The following is a 22,177-nucleotide window of genomic DNA, read 5'->3' as shown; positions in this document are numbered from 1 at the left end:
TGAAATTGCGTATCGAAAACAGCATCTAAAAGGACTGTTTACCGATTAAAGTATGAGCGATTTTCTGGTGCCTGCCAGGGCGGAGAGATAATGTCAGTTTGCTGACCATGCGTGGGATTATGTTGCCGGATGCGGCGTGAATGCCTTCTCCGGCAGGTAAAAATGTTAAACGATGCGGCAGGCGTCGGCTTCCCAGCGGTAACCGACGCCGTAAACGGCACGGATAAAGGACTGTTCGGCGTCGAGAGATTCCAGCTTGCGGCGCAGGTTTTTAATGTGGCTGTCGATGGTGCGGTCGGTTACTACGCGGTAGTCGTCATAAAGATGATTGAGCAATTGCTCGCGGGAGAACACTTTTCCTGGTTCATGAGAGAGCGTTTTCAGCAGACGAAATTCCGCAGGCGTCAGGTCAAGCATTTTACCGCGCCATGAAGCCTGAAAACGACCTTCGTCGATAATCAACGGGCTTTCAGCATCCTGTTGCTGCAACTCACGCTGCGGTTTGCAACGGCGCAAAATGGTTTTGACGCGCGCTACCACTTCCCGTGGGCTGTACGGCTTACAGATATAATCATCTGCGCCAATCTCCAGTCCGAGCAGGCGGTCGATCTCTTCTATTTTTGCCGTCACCATCACGATAGGAATGTCAGAAAAACGACGAATTTCCCGGCACAGCGTCAAGCCATCGGTGCCAGGGAGCATCAGATCCAACAGGATCAGATCCGGTGGTGTCTGGCGCACATACGGCAGTACCTGATCGCCGTGGCTGATAAGCGTCGGCGCATAGCTCGCAGCACGCAGATAATCAATGAGCAACTGTCCCAGCTTCGGTTCATCTTCCACGATCAAAATACGCGGTGTGTTTTCGTCGATTGGTAACTCGGTCATACTTCTCTCTGTAAATCCCGTTCCAGCGGTAACTCTACTGTAATGCTTACCCCGCCAAAAGGCGAATGGGCAGCAATAATGCGACCATTATGTGCTTCAACAATGTTCAGGCAAATCGCCAGCCCCAGCCCGGAACCGCCGCTGGCTCGGTTGCGGGAACCTTCGGTGCGATAAAAACGTTCAAACAATTTTTGTAGCTGATCGTCACTGACGCCCGGCGCGCTGTCGGCAAAGGTCAGTCGCACCGTTTTGTCGTGCTGCCCGGCAGAGATTTTCAGGCTACCGCCGCTGTCAGTGTAGCGCAGGCTGTTTTCCAGTAAGTTATTGAATAACTGCATTAAACGGTCGCGATCGCCAAATACGGTAATACTGTCTGGCAGGGAAAATTGCAGTTTCAGGCCACGGCTGGCGAATCGTTCGCGAAATGCGCCGCCCGCCACTTCCAGCAGTGGGATCAAATCTACCGGTGCTTTTTGATAGGCGAGAGCGCCTTCATCAGACATCGACAACTGATGGAGATCGTCAACCAGTTTGGTCAGTGTACCGACCTCCGCCTGTAAAGACGCCACCGTCTCCGGCGTGAATTTACGCACGCCATCCTGAATGGCTTCCAGTTCACCGCGCAGCACCGCTAATGGCGTACGCAGTTCGTGAGAAATATCGGCCATAAAATCGCGCCGCATTTGCTGGTTTTTCTCCAGCGTGCTGGCAAGCTGGTTGAAGTCTTGCGCCAGTTTGCCCAGTTCATCTTCACTGGTGGGCGTTACGCGGGTAGTGAAATCGCCCGCCGCCAGTTTGTGCGTGCCGTCCACCAGCCGTTTTACCGGTGCCAGCAAACCACGCGCCAGCAGAAAGGTAGCGAGTGCCGCGAGTAACGTTGCCAGAGCAACAATCAGCCAGCTGGTTTGCCGCTGTTGTTTATCGAAATTGATATCAGTATTGCGGGTCAGTCGCTCAACAGGGGAGGCAATCACCGCACCCACTTCCGCACCGTTGACCAGAATGGGTCGCCGTGTACCGTCAGGTGGAATCGGCGCTCGCGGACCAACCAGCACTTTGTTGTTTTGATCGACCACCCAGAACTGGGTACGCCAGCCGTGCGGCGGCATACCCGGGCCGGGTTTATCTTCCGAATTATCGTGTTCAAATGAACGCAAGATCTGAAAGACAAAGCGATCATTGTTGCGCAGGAAGCGCCAGTTGCCATGCTGCGCATACTGCTCGCCAAGCGCATCACTTAACAGTTGTAATCGCTGTTCATTACCATGCTTGATGTAATCAATAAAGCCACGCTCAAAACTGATACGCACCGCCCAGTGCATACTGATCAGCAAGACAATGCAGGTGGCGAAAATCGCCAGAAACAGTTTGCCGGTAATACCGGGTCGCCAGAACTTCATTGCGCGCTCCTTTTTCGCCGCGAAATAGCTACATTTTGATGCGTATCGTTCGGCACTCTGGCAAAGATGAACGCCGGAAGGGCGATGATAAACGCCATGCTAAGCCAGGTGTACATAAAGACGGTTTGTGTGGTGCCGCTGTCGACGCTGACATGCTGCGAACCAAAAAGTCCCAGCAACAGCCCGGCGATGGTGACGCCGATACTCATCGACAATTGCATAATCATCGACAGCAGACTATTGCCGCTGCTCGCCAGATTGTCCGGGAGATCTTTCAGCGTCAGGGTGTTCATGGAGGAGAAACGGGTCGAGTTGACCATCCCTTGTAAAAACAGGACGAACGGCAAAACGTAGTACCAGCCCAACAGAGCGGTAGTCATAAACAACAGGGTGACCAGCGACAGACCCAGCGTGGTCGCTATCAGTACCCGACGATAACCAAAGCGATTCACCACCTGTACAACAATCCGCTTCATCCCCATGCTGCCAAGCACCATCGGGATCATCATCAGTCCGGCATGAAACGGTGAGAAGCCAAGGCCAATTTGCAGGAAAACCGGCGTCATAAAGGGCAACATACCACTGCCAATACGTCCGGCAAAGCTCCCCGCCAGGCCCAGCGAAAAGGTGCGAGTGCGGAACAGTTTCAGACTGAAAAGAGCGCGGTTGTTATTTCTGGCGTGCAGCAGATAAAGCACCAGTGCTACCACGCCAACAGCGACCAGGCCAGTAATCGCCAGCGGCGATAAACCTGTACCTTTACTGCCATCCAGCGCCAGGGTTAATACCGCCATGCCAACCGCCAGCAATAAAAAGCCGGAAAGATCAAAGCGCCGCGTCTGCATGGTGTAGTTCGGCATCAACATTAGTGTTGCGATCGCACCGATAATCCCCACCGGAATGTTGATCAAAAAGATCCAGTGCCACGATGCGTACTCCACCAGCAGACCGCCGAGCGCCGGACCCAGCAGCGGACCGACCTGACCGGGCACTGTGACAAAGGTCATCGCCGCCATATATTGCTCGCGCGGTACGATTTTCATCACCGTCAATCTGCCGACCGGCACCATCATCGCACCGCCAACGCCCTGTAACGCGCGTGCCAGCAACAGTTCGTTCAGCGTGCCGGAAAGCGCGCAAAACAGTGAACCGAGGGTAAACAGCACGATGGCGGTAAAGAAAATATTGCGCACGCCGACTTTGTCCGCCAGCCAGCCGCTGGCAGGCAACATCACCGCCACGGTCAGTACATAAGAGACAATGACCATGTGCATACGCAACGGACTTTCCCCGAGGCTTTGTGCCATTGAGGGAAGCGCGGTGTTGACGATGGTGGTGTCCAGCGACTGCATAAAGAAGCCGAAAGCCACAATCCACAATTGCCAGCGGGTGCTGTCGGGAAGATCTGTCATTTACTCGGTTACCGTTTGTTTAGGTTTACGCGAAAAACGCAGCCGCAGACGGTCGAAAAAGAGATACACCACCGGCGTGGTATACAGCGTCAGAAGCTGGCTCATTACCAGACCGCCGACAATGGTGATCCCCAGGGGTTGGCGCAGCTCCGAGCCGTCACCGCCCGACAACACCAGCGGCAGCGCGCCAAACAGCGCCGCCAGGGTAGTCATCATAATCGGGCGAAAACGCAGCAGACAGGCCTGGAAAATAGCTTCCTGCGGCGTCAGGTTACCGTGCCGTTGGGCTTCAAGCGCAAAATCGACCATCATGATGGCGTTTTTCTTTACGATGCCGATTAATAGCATGATCCCTATCAGGGCGATTAGGCTGAACGGGGCATTGAACAGTTCCAGCGCCAGCAGCGCTCCAACGCCCGCCGAGGGCAGGGTGGAGAGAATCGTCAGCGGATGTACGTAACTCTCGTAAAGGATACCCAGCACGATATACACCGTGGCGATGGCGGCGATAATCAGGATCACCTGCGAGTTCATCGTCTCCTGGAACACCTGCGCCGTGCCGGCAAAACTACCGCGCACCGTCGAAGGCACACCAAGCTGGGTCATTGCGCGATCGATCGCTGCACTGGCGTCCGAGAGCGATTTCCCGGTCGGCAGGTTGAACGAGATGGTCGAGGCTGCCGATAATCCCTGATGATTCACCGACAGCGGAGCATTCGCCGGTTGCCATTTAGCGAAATACGACAGCGGGATCGCTTTTCCTTCGTTATTGATAACGAACATTTTTTCCAGCGCGCTGATGTCCTGGGTATAGCGCGGATCCACTTCCATCACCACTTTATACTGGTTCATCGGCTGGTAAATGGTCGAGATTTGCCGCTGACCGAAGGCGTTATTTAACAGACTGTTGGCGGCTTGCACGTCGATTCCCAGCCGTGCCATGGTGTCGCGGTCGTAAACCAGATTCATCTCCGCGCCGTTATCCTGCTGGTCGGAGTTCACGTCCGCCAGTTCCGGCAATGTCGCCAGTTTTTTGCGGATTTTCGGTTCCCATTCGCGCAGTGCCGCCAGGTCGTCGGACAGTAACGTGTACTGATAGCTGGCGTTCGACTGACGTCCGCCAACGCGAATATCCTGTACCGCCATCAGGAACAGATTCGCCCCCGGTTCTTTCGCCAGCTTCACGCGCAGACGGTCGATAATTTGCTGCGCCGTTTCGCTGCGTTCGCCGCGTGGCTTGAGGGTGATAAACATCATCCCGCTGTTCACCCGCGAACCGCCGGTAAATCCGGTGACATTATCCACTGCTGGATCGTCACGGATAATTTTCATGAAATCCTGCAACTTACCGCGCATCGCCTGAAACGAAATACTCTGATCCGCCTGTATCCCGCCCATCAACACGCCGGTGTCCTGCTCCGGGAAGAAGGTTTTCGGGATCGAGATATACAGCCAGATATTCAGTGCAATGGTGCCAAGCAGCACCACGCCCACCAGACGGGTATGATTGAGCACCCATTTCAGTGACTTGCCGTAGCCTTGTTGCAGGGCTACCAACATGCGACCAAAACCACGTAGTCGCTTTTGCTCGCGCGGCTTGCTGGCTTTCAGCATCCAGCCACACATCATCGGCGTTAGCGTCAGGGAAACCAGCAACGAAATACCAATGGCGACAGAAAGCGTCACGGCAAACTCGCGTAACAGTCGGCCCGGCAATCCGCCCATCAACAGCAGCGGCAGGAACACCGCCACCAGTGACAGACTCATCGACAGCACCGTAAAACCGACTTCGCGAGTACCTTGCAGTGCGGCTTGCAACGGTTTCATTCCCGCTTCCAGATGACGTGCAATGTTTTCCAGCACCACGATGGCGTCATCCACCACGAAACCAGTAGCAATGGTGAGCGCCATTAACGAAAGATTATTGAGACTGAAACCGCACAGGTACATCGCCGCAAACGTACCAATCAGCGAAACCGGCACCGCAACGGCGGGAATAATAGTGGCGCGACCCGAGCGCAGGAATAAAAAGACCACCAGAATCACCAGCGCCACCGAGATAATCAGCGTTTGCTCGACTTCTTCCAGCGAGGCGCGAATGGTGGGGGAGCGATCCTGGGCAATTTGCAGATCAATCGCCGCCGGAATGGTCTCCTGCAACTCCGGTAATTTTGCCCGGATGCTGTCAACCGTCTGGATAATATTGGCTTCCGGCAGCTTGCGGATCATCAGCAAAATAGCCGGTTTGGCGTTGGTCATCCCGGCGTTGCGCACATCCTGCACTGAGTCGGTCACCGTCGCCACATCGCCCAGACGAACCGCGCCGCCGTTGTTGTAATGAATAATCAACGGCTGATATTCAGCGGCGGTTTTTAGCTCATCATTGGTCTGGATCTGCCAGCGGTGAGTGCCATCTTCCAGCACCCCCTGCGGTTTACGCACGTTGGCATTGCTGATGGCAGTGCGTACGTCGTCCAGCGACACGCCCTGATTAAACAGCGCCTGCGGGTTCAGCCCGACGCGCACGGCGGGCAGCGAGCTGCCGCCAACATCGACATCACCGACGCCGTCGATTTGCGAAATCGTCGGAGCCAGCTGCGTCGAGGCGAAATCGTACAGTTCACCCTGCGAATAAGTATCGGAGGTTAGCGTCAGGATCATAATTGGCGCATCCGACGGGTTCGCTTTGCGATAAGTCGGGCGGCTGGGCATCCCACTGGGCAGCAGACTTTGTGCGGCGTTGATCGCCGCCTGCACATCACGCGCCGCACCGTTGATATCCCGGTCAAAATCAAACTGCAAAATAATACGCGTGCTGCCGAGCGAACTGCTGGAGGTCATTTCACTGACCCCGGCAATGCGCCCAAGTGAGCGTTCCAGCGGCGTGGCAACGGAAGACGCCATTGTCTCCGGCGACGCACCGGGCAGCGAGGCGCTAACCATAATCACCGGAAAATCGACCTGCGGCAGCGGGGCGACCGGCAGCATACGGAAACCCAGTATGCCGCATAGGGTAATGGCGACCGACAGTAAAATCGTCGCCACCGGGCGGTAAATGAAGAGGGCAAAAAACTTCACTTACGCCTCCTCTTCATGGCGAGCAAAGCGACTTTTGGTCCACAATGCCAGGCGGTCGAACAGCAGATAAATCACCGGCGTGGTGAACAGCGTCAGCACCTGGCTGACAATCAGGCCGCCGACCATGCCGATGCCTAACGGACGACGCAGTTCTGCGCCGACCCCGGTACTTAACATCAGCGGCAGCGCGCCAAGCAGAGCCGCCAGGGTGGTCATCAGGATCGGACGAAAACGCAACAGACAAGCCTGGTAGATTGCATCGCGCGGCGACATGCCTTGCTCGCGCTCAGCAGCCAGCGCGAAGTCGATCATCATGATGGCGTTCTTCTTCACGATACCGATCAGCAAAATAATGCCGATAATTGCAATCACATCCAGTTCGCTACCGGCAATCATTAACGCCAGCAGTGCGCCAACACCTGCCGTGGGTAGCGTCGAGAGAATGGTGATCGGGTGAATAAAGCTCTCGTACAGAATGCCGAGCACGATATACATCGCCACCACCGCCGCGACAATCAGCCAGACAGTGCTGCCCAGCGCCGACTGGAAAGCGAGGGTGCTGCCCTGGAACTGCGTGGTGATATCCACCGGCAGATTCAGCGTCTTTTCGGTGTCCATAATCGCCTGCACCGCATCGCCCAGCGAATAGTTATCCGGCACGTTAAAGGAGATAGTCGTTACCGGGAACTGATCCAGATGGTTGATGGAGAGCGGCGCAAAACGCTGCTCAATTTTGGCAATTGAGCTTAGCGGCACCACGCCGCCGTCGCTGCTGGTCAGGCGAATGGTATCCAGCGCCGCGAGGCCTGGGGTATTTTCAGTGTTGTGTTCCAGCACCACGCGATACTGGTTAGCCTGAGTATAAATAGTGGAAATCAGCCGCTGACCAAACGCGTTGTACAGGGCGTTATCGACGTCCGCCATGCTGATCCCCAGACGGCTGGCGCTGTCGCGATCAACATTGACATACGCCACCAGCCCTTGATCCTGCCAGTCGCTGGAGACATCAGAAAGCTGTGGCAGTTGCTGGAGTTTTTCCATCAACTGTGGCACCCAGGTACTGAGCGCATCCAGTGACGTGGCCTGCAAGGTAAACTGGTACTGGGTGCGGCTGACCTGAGTATCGATGGTCAGGTCCTGCGTTGGTTGCAGGAAGAGATCGACGCCCGGCACTTTATCCACCGCCGTTTGCAGACGGGCGATGACTTTTTGCACCCGATCATCACGTTCATCCAACGGTTTGAGGTTGATCTGCAAACGCGCACTGTTCAGCGACGGGTTAGTGCCATCAACGCCAACAAATGAGGTCAGGCTTTGCACTGCCGGATCCTGCAAAATCACATCCGCGACCTGGCGTTGCCGCTGGGCCATATTGGCAAAGGAGCTGGATTGCGGTGCCTGCAAAGTGCCCTGAATAATGCCGTTGTCCTGTACCGGGAAGAAACCTTTCGGAATGAATACCCACAAGAGAACACTAAGCAGCAGCGTGCTGAGTGCCACGCTTAAGGTCAGCCACGGATGATTCAGCACTTTCGCCAGTCCACGACCATAGGCGGCGATTATCCTGTCGAACATTTTCTCCGAGGCTCGGGAGAAGCGATTCTGTTTACGCAGCGACTCCTGGCTGAGCATCCGCGCGCACATCATCGGCGTCAGAGTCAGCGACACCACGGCTGAGATCAAAATCGCGACTGCCAGAGTAATAGCAAATTCGCGGAACAGTCGCCCGACGATATCGCCCATAAATAGCAGTGGGATCAACACTGCAATCAGTGAGAAGGTCAGCGAGATAATGGTAAAGCCGATTTCACCCGCGCCTTTGAGCGCCGCCGCCAACGGTTTTTCGCCTTTTTCGATATAGCGGGAAATGTTTTCGATCACCACGATGGCGTCATCGACCACAAATCCGGTGGCGATAGTTAACGCCATCAGCGTCAGGTTATTGATTGAAAAATCGAGAAACACCATGACCGCGAAGGTGCCGATTAACGACAGCGGCACTGCGACGCCGGGAATGATAGTCGCCGGAATATTACGCAAAAACAGGTAGATAATCATGACTACCAGCGCGATAGCCATCATCAATTCAAACTGAGTATCATCGACGGATGCGCGAATATTGGTGGTACGGTCAGAAAGTACCGTCACTTTTACCGATTTCGGCAAACTCTCGGTGAGTTGTGGCAGCATCTGCCGGATGCTGTCGGCGGTGGAGATAATGTTAGCACCGGGCTGGCGCTGAACATTCATCACGATGGCCTGTTCTTTGTTCGCCCACGCGCCGAGCCAGCTGTTTTCTGCGCCTTGTTCTACGGTTGCGACATCGCCAAGACGAATCGGCGCGCCGTTCTGGTAGGCGATGATCAGCTGGCGATACTCTTCGGCGGATTGCATCTGGTCGTTCGCGGAAAGCGTGACCGCACGGGAAGGGCCGTCGAGGCTACCTTTTGCCGAGTTAACGTTAGCGCCGGTAATAGCGGTGCGCACGGTTTCGCTGGTCAGGCCGAGGGCGGCAATCGCCTGAGCGTTAAGTTTGACACGAACAGCCGGACGCTGGCCGCCGGAAAGCGTCACCAGGCCGACACCGGAAATCTGCGAGATTTTCTGCGCGACGCGGGTTTCCACCATATCTTCCACTTGCGTCATTGGCATGGCGGTTGAGGTGACGGCGAGCGTCATGATTGGTGGATCTGCCGGGTTCACTTTGCTGTAAACCGGCGGGTTAGGCAGATCGCTCGGCAACAAGTTGGTCGCAGCGTTAATCGCGGCCTGCACTTCCTGCTCGGCGACATCCAGCGGTAATGTTAGCTGGAACTGTAAGGTGATAACTGACGCACCGCCGGAACTTTGCGACGACATCTGTTTCAGGCCAGACATCTGCCCAAACTGGCGTTCAAGCGGCGCGGTAACGGCAGAGGTCATGACATCCGGGCTCGCACCTGGGTAGAGCGTGACTACCTGAATGGTCGGATAGTCCACTTCCGGCAGCGCCGAAACGGGCAGGGCTCTATAACCGATAATCCCAGCGAGTAAGATCGCCACCATCAGCAGCGTGGTGGCGACAGGACGCATAATAAACAGGCGCGACGGGCCGCCTGTGCTGCTCGGGGGTAACACCTGCATCAGGAGCGTGCTCCTTTTTTCGCGTATTCGCGGCTGGTGGCTTTCTCTTCCGGAGTGGTGGCGCTCTGGGCTTCCACTACTTCCACTTTCGCCCCTTCGGTCAGGCGATCAATGCCGTCTGTCACTACGCGGTCGCCCGCAGAAATACCTGCGCGGATCACCACTTTCTGACTGTCCTGAATGCCCGGCGTCACCAGATGTTTGCTGACCTTGTTTTCGCTATTCAGCACCCAGACAAAATGGCCTTCGTTGCCCATTTGCAGAGCGGCGGTGGGGATCACCACGGCGTTTTGTTCGGTGTCGACTAACATACGCGCGTTAACAAACTGATTGGGAAACAGCGCATCATCCTGATTATTAAAGCGTGCTTTCACTTTAATCGTACCGGTAGTGGCATCGATTTGGTTATCGAGGCTTAACAGCGTGCCTTCACTTAATTTCTTCGAGTTGGTGCGATCCCAGGCTTCTACCACCAGCGGTTTTCCGGTTTTTTGCGCCTGTACTACGGTAGCGATATCGCTTTCCGGCAGGGTAAAGAGCAAATCGATAGGATGCGTCTGGGTGATCACCACAATCCCGGTGGTATCACCACTGGAGATTTGGTTACCAACATCAACCTGCTTGAGACCAACGCGACCATCAACTGGCGCGGTGATGCGGCTCCAGTCGAGTTGCAGCTGTGCGCTGGCGACGCTTGCTTCATCAGCCTTAATGGTGCCTTCGGTTTCACTGACCAGCGCTTGTTGGGCATCCAGTTCCTGACGAGATACGAGATTGGTTTTTACCAGTTGTTGATAACGCGCCAGGTCACGGCGGGCGTTGGCAAGCGTGGCTTTATCTTTTGCCAGTTGGCCCTGGGCTTGTGCTAATGCAACTTTGAACTGGCTGGGGTCAATTTCTGCCAATAAATCGCCTGCTTTGACCTGCTGGCCTTCCTGGAAATGCAACGCCATCAGTTGACCGTCCACGCGGCTGCGCACCGTAACAGTATTAGCGGCGGTAATGGTGCCAAGCCCGGTGAGGTAACGCGGAACTGCCTGTTCTACGGCGGTCGCCGCCTGAACCGGGGCTAATGGGCCGGAACGCATACCACGGCGACCACCCGCTGGCGATTGCTGCGCTTGTTTCGTCGCCCCTGGGGCTGCACTCTGGGAGTCATTGCGGCCTTGCCAGAACCAGAATGCAGCGATGGCGGCGATAACCACCACGATTACGATTACCCAACGGGATTTATAACTACCTTTCATCGTTAAGAGTTTCTCTTCCTGAAACGTTTCGCGGAATGATACTAGTGTAGCCAGCCAATAAGGGAGAAAAATGGAGGAATTATGAAACACTATCGGGAATCGTCTGAATGGCGGGCACATTTGCGAGCACGCATCCAGTAATAACACATGAAACTATTTTATCTACGCGTTAGCGATAGACTACGTGCATGGCGAAAGGAGGTAAGCCGATGATTTCAGCGGGACGCTGAAACGGGAAAGCCCCTCCCGAGGAAGGGGCCTTAAATAAGGAAAGGGTCATGATGAAGTGGATCATCATCGTGGTGCTCTTAGTGATTAGCTACCCAGCATACTAAGACTACCAGGGCGGGGGAAACCCCGCTCTACCCTCACTCCTGAAAGTATGCCTTCACGATAAGATTGTCAATCTGCAGGCTTTGCAGTCTGCGATCCTGCCAGCAAATATTCTTTGCGAGACGTTACGCAATAATCACACTGGAAACTATTTTATCCGCAAGTCAGCGATAGACTGCATACAGGGCGAAAGGAGGTAAGTCGACGATTTCAGCGGGACGCTGAAACGGGAAAGCCCCTCCCGAGGAAGGGGCCTTAAATAAGGAAAGGGTCATGATGAAGCTACTCATCATCGTGGTGCTCTTAGTCATAAGCTTCCCCGCTTACTAAGACTACCAGGGCGGGGGAAACCCCGCTCTACCCTCACTCCTGAAATTATGCCTTCACGATAAGATTGTCAATCTGCAGGCTTTGCAGTCTGCGATCCTGCCAGCAAATATTCTTTGCGAGTCGTTACGCAATAATCACAGAGGAAACTATTTTGTTCACGCGTTAGCGATAGACTGCATTCAGGGCGAAAGGAGGTAAGCCGACGATTTCAGCGGGACGCTGAAACGGGAAACCCTCTCCCGGAGAAGAGGGCTTTTAATAAGGAAAGGGTTATGATGAAGCACGTCATCATACTGGTGATACTCTTAGTGATTAGCTTCCAGGCTTACTAAGAACACCAGGGGGAGGGGGAAACCTCTCCCTAACCCTCACTCCTGAAATTATGTCACTCCGCCCTTAGTGTCAATCGACGGCTCTCCGTTCTTGCGAGGCGAATAGCAAAATTTTCTGCGCCGCCGGGCCTAATTCTGAAAGTTGCTTTGCCTGCTCATATTTCATTGTTGCAGTCGGTATGATACCGGACCTCAATAATTCTCTAAGAAAGGATTTCTTATGAGCGAACAAATCACGTTTGCCACCAGCGATTTTGCCAGTAACCCGGAACCACGTTGCCCCTGCATTTTGCTGCTGGATGTTTCTGGTTCTATGAACGGTAGACCCATTAATGAACTTAACGCCGGATTGGTTACCTTTCGCGATGAGCTGCTTGCCGATTCGCTGGCCTTAAAAAGAGTGGAACTCGGTATTGTGACGTTCGGCCCGGTGCATGTGGAACAACCCTTTACCAGCGCCGCTAATTTTTTCCCGCCCATCCTGTTTGCCCAGGGCGATACACCAATGGGGGCCGCCATTACCAAAGCCCTGGATATGGTTGAGGAGCGCAAACGTGAGTATCGCGCCAATGGTATTTCCTATTATCGCCCGTGGATTTTCCTGATCACCGATGGCGCTCCAACCGATGAGTGGCAGGCTGCCGCCAACAAAGTGTTTCAGGGGGAAGAAGATAAGAAGTTTGCCTTCTTTTCCATCGGTGTTCAGGGGGCGGATATGAAGACTTTGGCACAAATCAGCGTTCGTCAGCCTTTGCCACTGCAGGGATTACAATTCCGTGAACTGTTTAGCTGGTTATCCAGTTCGCTGCGTTCGGTTTCCCACTCCACGCCGGGAACGGAAGTTGTGCTGGAAGCGCCAAAAGGCTGGACGTCAGTGTGAGCTGGCGTCTGGTCTATGCATCAACCGTTGGAACGTCGCACATCAGCGCGGACTTGCCTTGCCAGGATGCCTGCCAGATGCAGGTTGCCTGGTTAAATGACCAGCAGCCATTATTGTCGGTATTTGTCGCTGATGGCGCAGGCAGTGTCTCGCAGGGTGGCGAAGGCGCGATGCTCGCCGTCAATGAAGCGATGGCTTATATGTCGCAAAAAGTGCAGGGCGGGGAATTGGGGCTTAATGATGTCCTCGCCACGGATATTGTGCTGACCATTCGTCAGCGACTTTTTGCCGAGGCAGAGGCAAAAGAATTAGAGGTTCGCGATTTTGCCTGCACATTTCTGGGACTGATTTCATCGCCTGACGGCACCTTGATTATGCAGATTGGCGATGGCGGCATGGTGGTAGATTTGGGGCACGGTCTGCAACTGCCGCTCACGCCGATGGTGGGTGAATATGCCAACATGACGCACTTCATTACCGATGAAGATGCGGTTTCCAGACTGGAAACTTTCACCAGCACTGAGCGTGCGCACAAAGTTGCAGCATTTACGGATGGTATCCAGCGGCTGGCGTTAAATATGCTGGATAATTCTCCCCATGTGCCTTTCTTTACCCCGTTTTTCAATGGGCTGGCGTCAGCAACGCAGGAACAACTCGATTTATTACCTGAATTGTTAAAGCAGTTTTTGTCCGGCCCGGCGGTAAACGAGCGTACCGATGATGATAAAACGTTGGCACTGGCGCTGTGGACAGAATGAACATCGCATGGCGGTTGAAGACAACAGTTCAACCGCCAGTTTAAGCAATTAATATAATGGCTGGTTAGCGAACTAATTTTGCTCTTAGCTCGTCGGCTTCTTCTTTTGGATAGGTGACCAATAAAGGATCAATGGTATAACCGCCGTAAATTTTATCCCCGCGCGTATACATCCAGTCTGAAATATCTTCTTTCTTGATTTTCCACTCCTGACCATATTCTACGTTTGTAACAATACCAGGGTCATTGCTTATTACGCCAATAAACATGCCGTTAGAATAAGTGACATCCGTAAGCCAGAAATGCTCTGTTCTTCCGTGATCGGTTATCGGGGCTTTGACCGCGAAAGTATCGGCATCTTTTTTATTCATAACCTCGATGAATTTATCAGTTTCTTTCCGCGCATGTTGAATGGCGTCAGACATCGCTTGTTTATCATAACCTCCCGTCACTAACGTATCCGAAACTTCACTAAAGCCCGCGGTAGTAAAAAATAGCAGACTCAACATAAGTAATATCTTTTTCATTTTTTCTCCAGAATCTCTGTGTAGTAAAAGTTAGCAAAACCTGTGGAAGTTAATCATTATCAGGTTGGAATTGAATTGTATCCTGATGAAATTACATTATCATTTTTATTCTTGAGTGGACTCTTCCCATATAGAAATAATTATAATGGGCAGTGTTATTATTCATTGAAATATAATATGACTGCCCTTGAAACATTATGAAGAAAAATATAAAAGTATTTACATCGACAGATGAATTGACCACTCTCGGGCGTGAACTGGGCAAAGGTGGTGAAGGTGCGGTTTATGATATCGAGGAGTTTGTCGATAGCGTCGCCAAGATTTATCACACGCCGCCACCCGCCTTAAAACAGGACAAACTTGCCTTTATGGCTGCGACAGCTGACGCACAGTTGCTGAATTATGTCGCCTGGCCGCAGGCAACGCTTCACGGTGGACGAGGCGGAAAGGTTATCGGTTTTATGATGCCAAAAGTTTCTGGTAAAGAACCGATTCATATGATCTATAGCCCGGCACATCGTCGTCAACGTTACCCTCATTGTGCGTGGGATTTTCTACTCTATGTTGCACGCAATATTGCTTCATCTTTTGCTACGGTTCACGAGCACGGGCACGTCGTGGGTGACGTAAACCAGAACAGCTTTATGGTAGGCCGTGACAGCAAAGTGGTGTTGATTGATAGCGACTCCTTTCAGATTAACGCCAATGGCACACTGCATTTATGCGAAGTCGGCGTGTCGCATTTTACGCCGCCAGAGCTACAAACCTTGCCATCATTTGTCGGCTTTGAACGCACCGCGAATCACGATAATTTTGGCCTTGCGTTGCTGATTTTTCATGTCTTGTTTGGTGGGCGGCATCCTTATTCCGGTGTACCGCTTATCTCTGATGCGGGTAATGCACTGGAGACGGATATTGCCCATTTCCGTTATGCCTACGCGTCAGATAATCAGCGACGTGGTTTAAAACCGCCGCCACGATCTATTCCGCTGTCGATGTTACCGGGTGATGTTGAAGCCATGTTTCAGCAGGCATTCACGGAAAGTGGCGTGGCAACCGGGCGTCCGACGGCAAAAGCGTGGGTAGCGGCACTTGATTTACTACGCCAACAGTTAAAGAAATGTACCGTTTCGGCAATGCATGTTTACCCCGGTCATTTGACTGACTGCCCGTGGTGTGCGCTGGATAATCAAGGCGTTATCTATTTTATTGATCTCGGCGAAGAGGTCATTACCACCAGCGGTGATTTTGTGCTGGCGAAAGTCTGGGCGATGGTGATGGCGTCAGTAGCACCGCCAGCATTGCAATTGCCATTACCCGATCATTTCCAGGCTGCTGGCAGGCCGCTTCCTTTAGGCCTGTTACGGCGCGAATACATCATTCTGATTGAGATCGCACTGTCAGCGTTATCGCTGTTGCTTTGCGGCCTTCAGGCAGAACCGCGTTATATCATTTTGGTTCCTGTGCTGGCGGCTATCTGGATTATTGGCAGTCTGACAAGCAAAGCTTATAAAGCAGAAATCCAGCAACGCCGTGAGGCATTTAATCGCGCGAAAATGGACTATGACCATTTAGTCAGCCAGATCCAACAGTTGGGCGGGCTGGAAGGTTTTATCGCCAAACGGGCGATGCTCGAAAAAATGAAGGACGAAATTCTCGGGTTACCGGAAGAAGAGAAACGCGCTCTGGCAGCACTTCAGGACACCGCAAGGGAACGGCAGAAGCAGAAGTTTCTGGAGGGATTTTTTATTGATGTTGCCTCTATTCCCGGCGTTGGCCCTGCGCGTAAAGCGGCGTTACGGTCCTTTGGTATTGAAACGGCGGCAGACGTTACCCGACGGAGCGTTAAGCAAGTGAAAGGTTTTGGTGATCATCTGACCCAGGCGGTTATCGACTGGAAAGCGAGTTGCGAACGCCGTTTTGTTTTCAGGCCGAACGAAGCGGTAACGCCTGCAGACAGACAAGCGGTAATGGCAAAAATGGCCGCCAAACGACATCGGCTGGAATCGGCGCTGACTGTCGGTGCGACAGAGTTGCAGCGATTCCGCCTTCATGCTCCAGCACGGACCATGCCGTTGATGGAACCGTTACGTCAGGCGGCAGAAAAACTGGCTCAGGCGCAGGCTGATTTAAGCCGTTGCTGAGCCAGTTTTCAATTAACGAAACACCACTTCCGCCCAGCGTGCCAGCCCGGCGGTGACGGAGCCAAAGTCATCGCCACCTGCAATCGGAATGCCCGGCAACTGTTCTGTCAGCGCTTTTTTAATCAGCGGTGAACGGGCGCTACCGCCGGTCAGATAGATAACATCCGGTTTTTCTTGGGCGTTATCCAGCGCCAGTTGCACCTGTTCCAGAATCCGCGCCAGTGGCTGGTTGAGGGCGCTTTCCAGCCCTTGCTGGCTAATCAGCGTAGCCAGTTCATCGCTGATAAACGGCAGTGAGGCGCGGGTTTCCGCTACGCTTGAAAGCGCAATTTTGCTCTCTTCTGCGCTACGTACCAGGCGATAGCTTAAACGCTGACGCCAGACTTTCTGTAACAGGGCCACTTTTTCCGGTTCGCGGGCATCGCGTACCAGATCGTTAAGCAGACGACCGTTGGCACTACTGTAGAAATCACTTTGCGCAGGTACGTCGTTGATGGCAACCGCATTCCACCACGGCAGAATCGGCAGGGCGATGCCTTTTTCGGTTTCGCCACCCATGCCCAGTAACGGCATCAGGTTTTTAAACGCCAGTGCGATATCCAGATCGTTACCGCCAATACGGCAACCACTGTGACCCAGCAGGCTGGCTTCACGATCGAGACGCGAACGCCACTGCGGCCCCATCAGCAGCAATGAACAGTCAGTCGTACCACCGCCGATATCCACCACCAGCACCCGTTTTTCTTCCTGCAAGGTGGCTTCGTAATCCAGCCCAGCCGCGACCGGCTCGTACTGGAATACCACATCCTTAAACCCGGCACGCTTCGCCGCGCGTTCCAGAATCCCCTGCGCCTGGGTGTTTGCTTCATCGCCGCCCAGCCCCTGGAAGTTGATAGGGCGACCAATCACCGCCTGAGTAATCGCTTCTGGCAGCTGTGCCTGCGCCTGCTGGCGAATGTGCAACATCATTGCGCAGACCAGATCCTCAAACAGCGCTACCTGCTGCGGTTTTAAGCCGCTGGCACCGAGGAACGATTTTGGTGATTTCACAAACCACACTTCTTCTGGATCATCAATGTACTGTGCCAGTGAGGAAAGACCGAACTGCACGCTTTTCGCCGTAACATCGATATCTTCTTCGCGGTTATAACGAATCGCCCGACGCAACAGCGCCTGCGTTTCATCGTCGTCTGCCGAAACATCATGATGGCGGTACAGCCATTCGCTTACCGCTTCACGCGTTGGCGCGCAAAGCATTGAAGGCAGCAGCGTGCTGTCGTTTTCCATTTTCAGTAATTGCGGCTTACCGTCGCGCATGACCGCCACTGAACAGTTTGCTGTACCGTAATCAAAACCAATAAACACGAAATAATCCCCATGCCGGTGAAGAAGGGGCGTGACTTTAGCGAAATGTTGCCGTCGCGACAACCGGAATATGAAAGCAAAGCGTAGCGTCTGAATAACGTTTATGCTGAAAGCGGATTAACAAGGAGATGCGATGTATACCTTGAACTGGCAGCCGCCGTATGACTGGTCGTGGATGTTGGGATTTCTCGCCGCCCGTGCGGTGAACGGTGTGGAAACGGTCGCTGACGATTATTATGCCCGTAGTCTGGCGGTGGGCGAATGTCGCGGCGTGGTGACTGCTATTCCGGATATAGCCCGCCATACTCTGCACATAAATTTAAGTGCAGGTTTAGAACCTGTTGCCGCAGAGTGTCTGGCGAAAATGAGCCGCCTGTTTGATCTGCAATGTAACCCGCAGATTGTTAACGGTGCGTTGGGCAAGTTAGGCGCGGCGCGGCCCGGATTGCGTTTACCTGGTTGTGTTGATGCTTTTGAGCAGGGCGTGCGGGCGATTTTAGGCCAACTGGTGAGCGTGGCGATGGCGGCAAAATTGACCGCCAGAGTGGCACAGCTTTATGGCGAACGGCTGGATGATTTTCCGGATTATGTCTGCTTCCCCACGCCTCAGCGGCTGGCAGCAGCCGACCCGCAGGCATTAAAAGCGTTAGGTATGCCGTTGAAACGGGCAGAGGCACTGATTCATCTGGCAAATGCGGCGCTGGAGGGCACCTTATCAATGACAATTCCGGGCGATGTGGAGCAGGCGATGAAAATGCTGCAAACTTTTCCGGGTATCGGGCGCTGGACGGCGAATTATTTCGCCTTACGTGGCTGGCAGGCGAAAGATGTTTTCCTGCCGGATGATTATCTGATTAAACAGCGATTTCCGGGAATGACACCGGCACAAATCCGCCGTTATGCCGAACGCTGGAAGCCCTGGCGTTCTTATGCGCTGTTGCATATCTGGTATACGGAAGGCTGGCAACCAGACGGAACGGACGAATTGTAGGCCTGATACGCCGCATCAGGCGATGGGGAAGCACGCCTTAGTTAATCGCGAAATAACTGCTATTCACCAGCAAATCCAGCGGTTGGGCATCGGCAATCACATCGCCATAAATCAGATCGACGCCGATGCCAGAAAGCGTATCCATCACCAGGGGTAAAACTACTGGCCCGGCGATGGTCTTCATCCCGAGCCGCTGAGCGTGCCCCTGAATGATCGTAATCAGCATCTCATCCATCAAATTTCCCTGCACGTTGGCGCATAACTCACCATCAAGTAGCAGGTAATCTGCCATATTTGCTTTCAGCGAGTTGAAGATTTGCAGATCGCGGCCCACCTGACTGAATACGATCCGACATCCCGCCAGCCGCAGTTTTTGCACGCTTTCTGCGTGATCTAAAATCGCGTCTGCCGGAATAATCAGATGTAATAACCGTGGTGGTAGAGGGCTATTTTCCAGCTGCTCAATTAGTTCATTCACCAGCGTGGCGCTACTCAAACCGGCAACGGAAAGGGGGAGGGCGATACTTAAGCCTTTACTGGCAATAGCTTTTGCGGCCTGCTGGAAAAAATCGTGGAATACCCGTCGGTCAAGAGCATGGCTAAGTGCCGGATCGCTGAAGCTACGACGAAATGTTTGTTCATCAATAATCTCGCCTTCGCAACTCCAGAGCTTAAGTGAAATCAGCCACAAATTACGTGCTTCCGGGATCCGCGGCGAAGCGACACCGTGGGCGATCATCATCAACTGATTTTCTTTAATCATCCGCCACTGTTCATCAAGCGATATCGCCGCCCGTTCGCTATGTGTGGCAGCTTGCTGCGGTTCGTAAATCGTCACCCGGCCCCGTCCACCATTTTTGGAGGCATAACAGGCGATATCAGCCTGCGACATCACTTCAGCTGCCTGATGATTGTTGTCATCAATCAAGGTAATCCCGGCACTGGCACCTACCCGATGTACTCGTCCTTCCCAGATAAAGTGATAGTCATTAACGGCGCTGATAATGCGTGTAGCGATAAAACGCGCACTTTCGACATTACAGTCTGGCAGCAGCAGACCAAATTCATCGCCACCGAGTCGCGCCAGCACGTCGCTGGAGCGCAGCATACTCAGCATCAATGACGCCAGTTCGCGCAACAAAGCGTCGCCAGCGGCGTGCCCGGCGCTGTCATTCACCGCTTTAAAGCGATCAAGATCGATAAACACCAGTGCATGTCGCTGATGTGTATTGTTTACCGTTTGCAGCAGGATACGCAGTTGCTTCTCAAAACTGGCGCGATTGGCGAGATGCGTCAGTGCATCATGGGAGGCGCTGTAGCTCAGCTGGCGCAGCATTTTGCGTGATTCGGTGACGTCCTGAATCACCAGAACCGAGCCTATATTGCTGCCGTCCAGAGTACTTAACGGCGTAATACTATAATGCACGTCGTAGCTGCCGCCGCTCCGACAGTGCAACACCACATCTTGTTCAATCGCGGAACGTGAGGTGTCGGCACTGTAAATGTTCTCCATTAATGGTCCGTTGTCGCCAAAAGTAATATGCAACACCGTCAGGAGCGGAACACCTAATGCTTCTTCCTGCGTCCAGCCGCTCATCTTCTCCGCCACCGGATTCATAAAGGTAATTTTCATCGCCATATCAATACAGACCACGGCTTCACCGATGGAGTCCAGCGTAATGTGCAGGCGCTCTTTTTCCTGAAACAATGCCTCGTTAAGCTGTTTCACTTCGGTCATATCCATATTAATGCCGAGCAGGCGTTCGACTTCGCCTTCTTTATTCAGTACCCGGTTAGCGAGGGCGCGGATATGGCGAATGCCGTCTTTCACGGTAATGCGAAATTCCAGTTTAAAGGGAGAGCGTGATTGCAATGAATCGCGAATCACTTTTTCGGCGTGCTGGCGATCTTCCGGCAGCACGCACTCGTACCACACCTGCCAGTTCGGTTTGATATGCGGAGGAATTTCATACAGCTCGAACATCCGCTTATCCCAGCTAAAAATATTCGGCTTTAGCTCCCACTCCCAGATGCCAATCCCGCCCGCTTCGTTAGCCAGCGTGATGCGCTCCATCAGTTGCTGATTCACCTGTTCGGTGCGTTTTAGCTCGTTAATGTCTTCAATCTGAGCGATAAAATAGAGCGGCGTGCCATCCGTGTGGCGTACCAGTGAGACGGCAAGCAACGCCCAGACAACATCGCCATTGCGGTTGTAGTAGCGTTTTTCCATTGAATAGGTGTTTATTTCACCGCTGATCAGCTTTTCAACCTGTTGCAGATCTTTATTGAGATCCTCCGGCCAGGTCAGTTGCTGAAAGGTGAGTCCGCGCAGTTCTTCCTGACTGTAACCGAGAAACTGGCAGAGTGCTTTGTTGGATTGCAGCCATTGCCCTTCGGTGCCCACTAATGCCATGCCGATGGCGGAATATTCCATCGCGTTACGAAAACGGGTTTCGCTTTCGGAAATGTGTTTGCGTTCCGCACGAAAGGCATACATCACCATGGTCATGATGTTGGCGGGCAGCAGGATCAGCAAAAACGGTAGCCACGGCATATGGCTCATCAGGTATGTACGCGGCGTAGCAAGCAGGGAGGGATCAGCGGCCATCATCAGTGACACCATCATCACCGTGGTAAGGAAGATCAAAAAGGCTTCCATTCGTGGCAGGCGCACGGCGCTCCACATCAACAGCACAATAATGAAAGTAAAAGGCCACGGCAGATACAGCATCGAAAGCCAGCTTAACGTCAGTGTGATGGCTAACGTGAGCAGCGACTCAAAAAGCAACCGTGGGTTGCGATGGCGCAGCAGATAGTGTGGTTTAAATAACAACCCCAGCGGCACCAGTGCCAGTGCGCCGATGGATTCTGAAAGTACCCATATCAAAAATGCCCTGAGAGGATCGTCTCCGGGCGTCAGCAGGACAACCAGAACACCCCCCAACAGAGGCGGAACAATGGCGCTGCCGAGTGCCAGACGCAGCCAGTCAGCCAGATTTTGCAATGGGTTATACCACGGCAGCAATTTACGCAGTAGCACTGCCCCGACCACGGCTTCAACAATATTGATGGTCGTCCAGGTCATGTTCAGCGAGCTGGTGGAAAAAAGCAGGATGGATGCGGCGATATTTCCCAGCGAGCAGCTCAGCGCAATCCCCGGCCACATGCGCCCGGCATGGCGATAAAACGCCACCATCATGATGGACGTCGGGAACCACAATGGGGCGAGTTGGGTGCCAAACTGCGAAAGCTCAAGCGAGAAAAGGGTAAAGATAAACGAGACTAAACCTAAACTGACCAGGTGAAGCAGCGGGTGGGGCAGGGCAATTAATACATGCTGTGATTGTTTGCTCATTACCGCTTTATCCGC

General features: G+C 53.4%; 16 protein-coding genes. 7 read left to right on the top strand and 9 right to left on the bottom strand.

Annotation, left to right across the window (positions count from 1 at the left end; translation table 11 throughout):
* Window positions 1-165 precede the first annotated feature (165 nt).
* Genes baeR through mdtA form a run of 6 tightly spaced genes read right to left on the bottom strand, consistent with a single transcriptional unit; the run spans window position 166 to window position 11,148 of the window.
* A complete protein-coding gene (baeR, locus tag ACJHWK_RS12375) occupies window positions 166-888 on the bottom strand; it encodes a two-component system response regulator BaeR (protein WP_000137877.1) in 723 nt (240 codons plus the stop codon).
* The gene (gene baeS, locus ACJHWK_RS12370; RefSeq protein WP_000675148.1) at window positions 885-2,288 is read right to left on the bottom strand and encodes a two-component system sensor histidine kinase BaeS; all 1,404 of its coding nucleotides are present in this window, start codon (window positions 2,286-2,288) and stop codon (window positions 885-887) included. The genes baeR and baeS overlap by 4 nt, the downstream gene beginning before the upstream one ends.
* Window positions 2,285-3,700, bottom strand: a complete 1,416-nt coding sequence (locus ACJHWK_RS12365; RefSeq protein WP_001520822.1) for an MFS transporter — start codon at window positions 3,698-3,700, stop codon at window positions 2,285-2,287. The genes baeS and ACJHWK_RS12365 overlap by 4 nt, the downstream gene beginning before the upstream one ends.
* Complete coding sequence (gene mdtC, locus ACJHWK_RS12360; protein WP_001520820.1) at window positions 3,701-6,778, bottom strand: multidrug efflux RND transporter permease subunit MdtC; 3,078 nt, start codon at window positions 6,776-6,778, stop codon at window positions 3,701-3,703. It lies immediately after the preceding gene.
* Entirely contained in the window at window positions 6,779-9,901 is a 3,123-nt protein-coding gene (gene mdtB, locus ACJHWK_RS12355; protein ID WP_001197884.1) for a multidrug efflux RND transporter permease subunit MdtB, read from the bottom strand. It lies immediately after the preceding gene.
* A complete protein-coding gene (gene mdtA, locus ACJHWK_RS12350; RefSeq protein WP_001520819.1) occupies window positions 9,901-11,148 on the bottom strand; it encodes a multidrug efflux RND transporter subunit MdtA in 1,248 nt (415 codons plus the stop codon). Before mdtA ends, mdtB begins: the two co-directional genes overlap by 1 nt.
* A gap of 278 nt (window positions 11,149-11,426) precedes the next feature.
* Between mdtA and ACJHWK_RS12345 the strand changes: the two genes are divergently transcribed.
* The 5 genes from ACJHWK_RS12345 to pphC all read left to right on the top strand — a co-directional run bounded on the left by ACJHWK_RS12345 (window position 11,427) and on the right by pphC (window position 13,781).
* A complete protein-coding gene (locus ACJHWK_RS12345) occupies window positions 11,427-11,483 on the top strand; it encodes a type I toxin-antitoxin system Ibs family toxin (RefSeq protein WP_100249716.1) in 57 nt (18 codons plus the stop codon).
* Between the two features lie 271 nt (window positions 11,484-11,754).
* A complete protein-coding gene (locus ACJHWK_RS12340) occupies window positions 11,755-11,811 on the top strand; it encodes a type I toxin-antitoxin system Ibs family toxin (RefSeq protein WP_001386899.1) in 57 nt (18 codons plus the stop codon).
* 272 nt (window positions 11,812-12,083) lie between these two features.
* Window positions 12,084-12,143, top strand: coding sequence for a type I toxin-antitoxin system toxin IbsA (ibsA, locus tag ACJHWK_RS12335; protein ID WP_010723109.1), 60 nt, complete (start codon window positions 12,084-12,086; stop codon window positions 12,141-12,143).
* A gap of 220 nt (window positions 12,144-12,363) precedes the next feature.
* Entirely contained in the window at window positions 12,364-13,023 is a 660-nt protein-coding gene (locus tag ACJHWK_RS12330; RefSeq protein WP_001520817.1) for a vWA domain-containing protein, read from the top strand.
* Complete coding sequence (pphC, locus tag ACJHWK_RS12325) at window positions 13,020-13,781, top strand: protein-serine/threonine phosphatase PphC (protein WP_020233022.1); 762 nt, start codon at window positions 13,020-13,022, stop codon at window positions 13,779-13,781. The genes ACJHWK_RS12330 and pphC overlap by 4 nt, the downstream gene beginning before the upstream one ends.
* Window positions 13,782-13,845: 64 nt before the next feature.
* Here pphC and ACJHWK_RS12320 read toward each other — a convergent pair whose 3' ends face one another.
* On the bottom strand, window positions 13,846-14,307 hold the full coding sequence (locus tag ACJHWK_RS12320) for a YegJ family protein (protein ID WP_000722355.1): 462 nt from the start codon (window positions 14,305-14,307) through the stop codon (window positions 13,846-13,848).
* Between the two features lie 197 nt (window positions 14,308-14,504).
* On the opposite strand from ACJHWK_RS12320, the gene yegI reads away from it, so the two are divergent.
* Window positions 14,505-16,451: a protein kinase YegI gene (gene yegI / locus ACJHWK_RS12315; protein ID WP_001520815.1), complete on the top strand. Its 1,947-nt coding sequence runs from the start codon at window positions 14,505-14,507 to the stop codon at window positions 16,449-16,451.
* Between the two features lie 12 nt (window positions 16,452-16,463).
* Here the strand turns inward: yegI and yegD are convergent, their stop codons facing one another.
* Complete coding sequence (gene yegD / locus ACJHWK_RS12310; protein WP_170886192.1) at window positions 16,464-17,816, bottom strand: molecular chaperone; 1,353 nt, start codon at window positions 17,814-17,816, stop codon at window positions 16,464-16,466.
* A gap of 133 nt (window positions 17,817-17,949) precedes the next feature.
* Here yegD and alkA point away from each other — a divergent pair, with 133 nt between their 5' ends.
* Window positions 17,950-18,807, top strand: coding sequence for a DNA-3-methyladenine glycosylase 2 (alkA, locus tag ACJHWK_RS12305; RefSeq protein ID WP_001520813.1), 858 nt, complete (start codon window positions 17,950-17,952; stop codon window positions 18,805-18,807).
* 37 nt (window positions 18,808-18,844) lie between these two features.
* Here alkA and ACJHWK_RS12300 read toward each other — a convergent pair whose 3' ends face one another.
* Complete coding sequence (locus ACJHWK_RS12300; protein WP_001520812.1) at window positions 18,845-22,162, bottom strand: diguanylate cyclase; 3,318 nt, start codon at window positions 22,160-22,162, stop codon at window positions 18,845-18,847.
* Between the last annotated feature and the right edge of the window lie 15 nt (window positions 22,163-22,177).

The organism is Escherichia sp. WS547 (genome assembly GCF_046486065.1).
Taxonomy (GTDB): Bacteria; Pseudomonadota; Gammaproteobacteria; order Enterobacterales; family Enterobacteriaceae; genus Escherichia; species Escherichia coli.
This window is presented reverse-complemented; position numbering and strand designations above follow the sequence as displayed.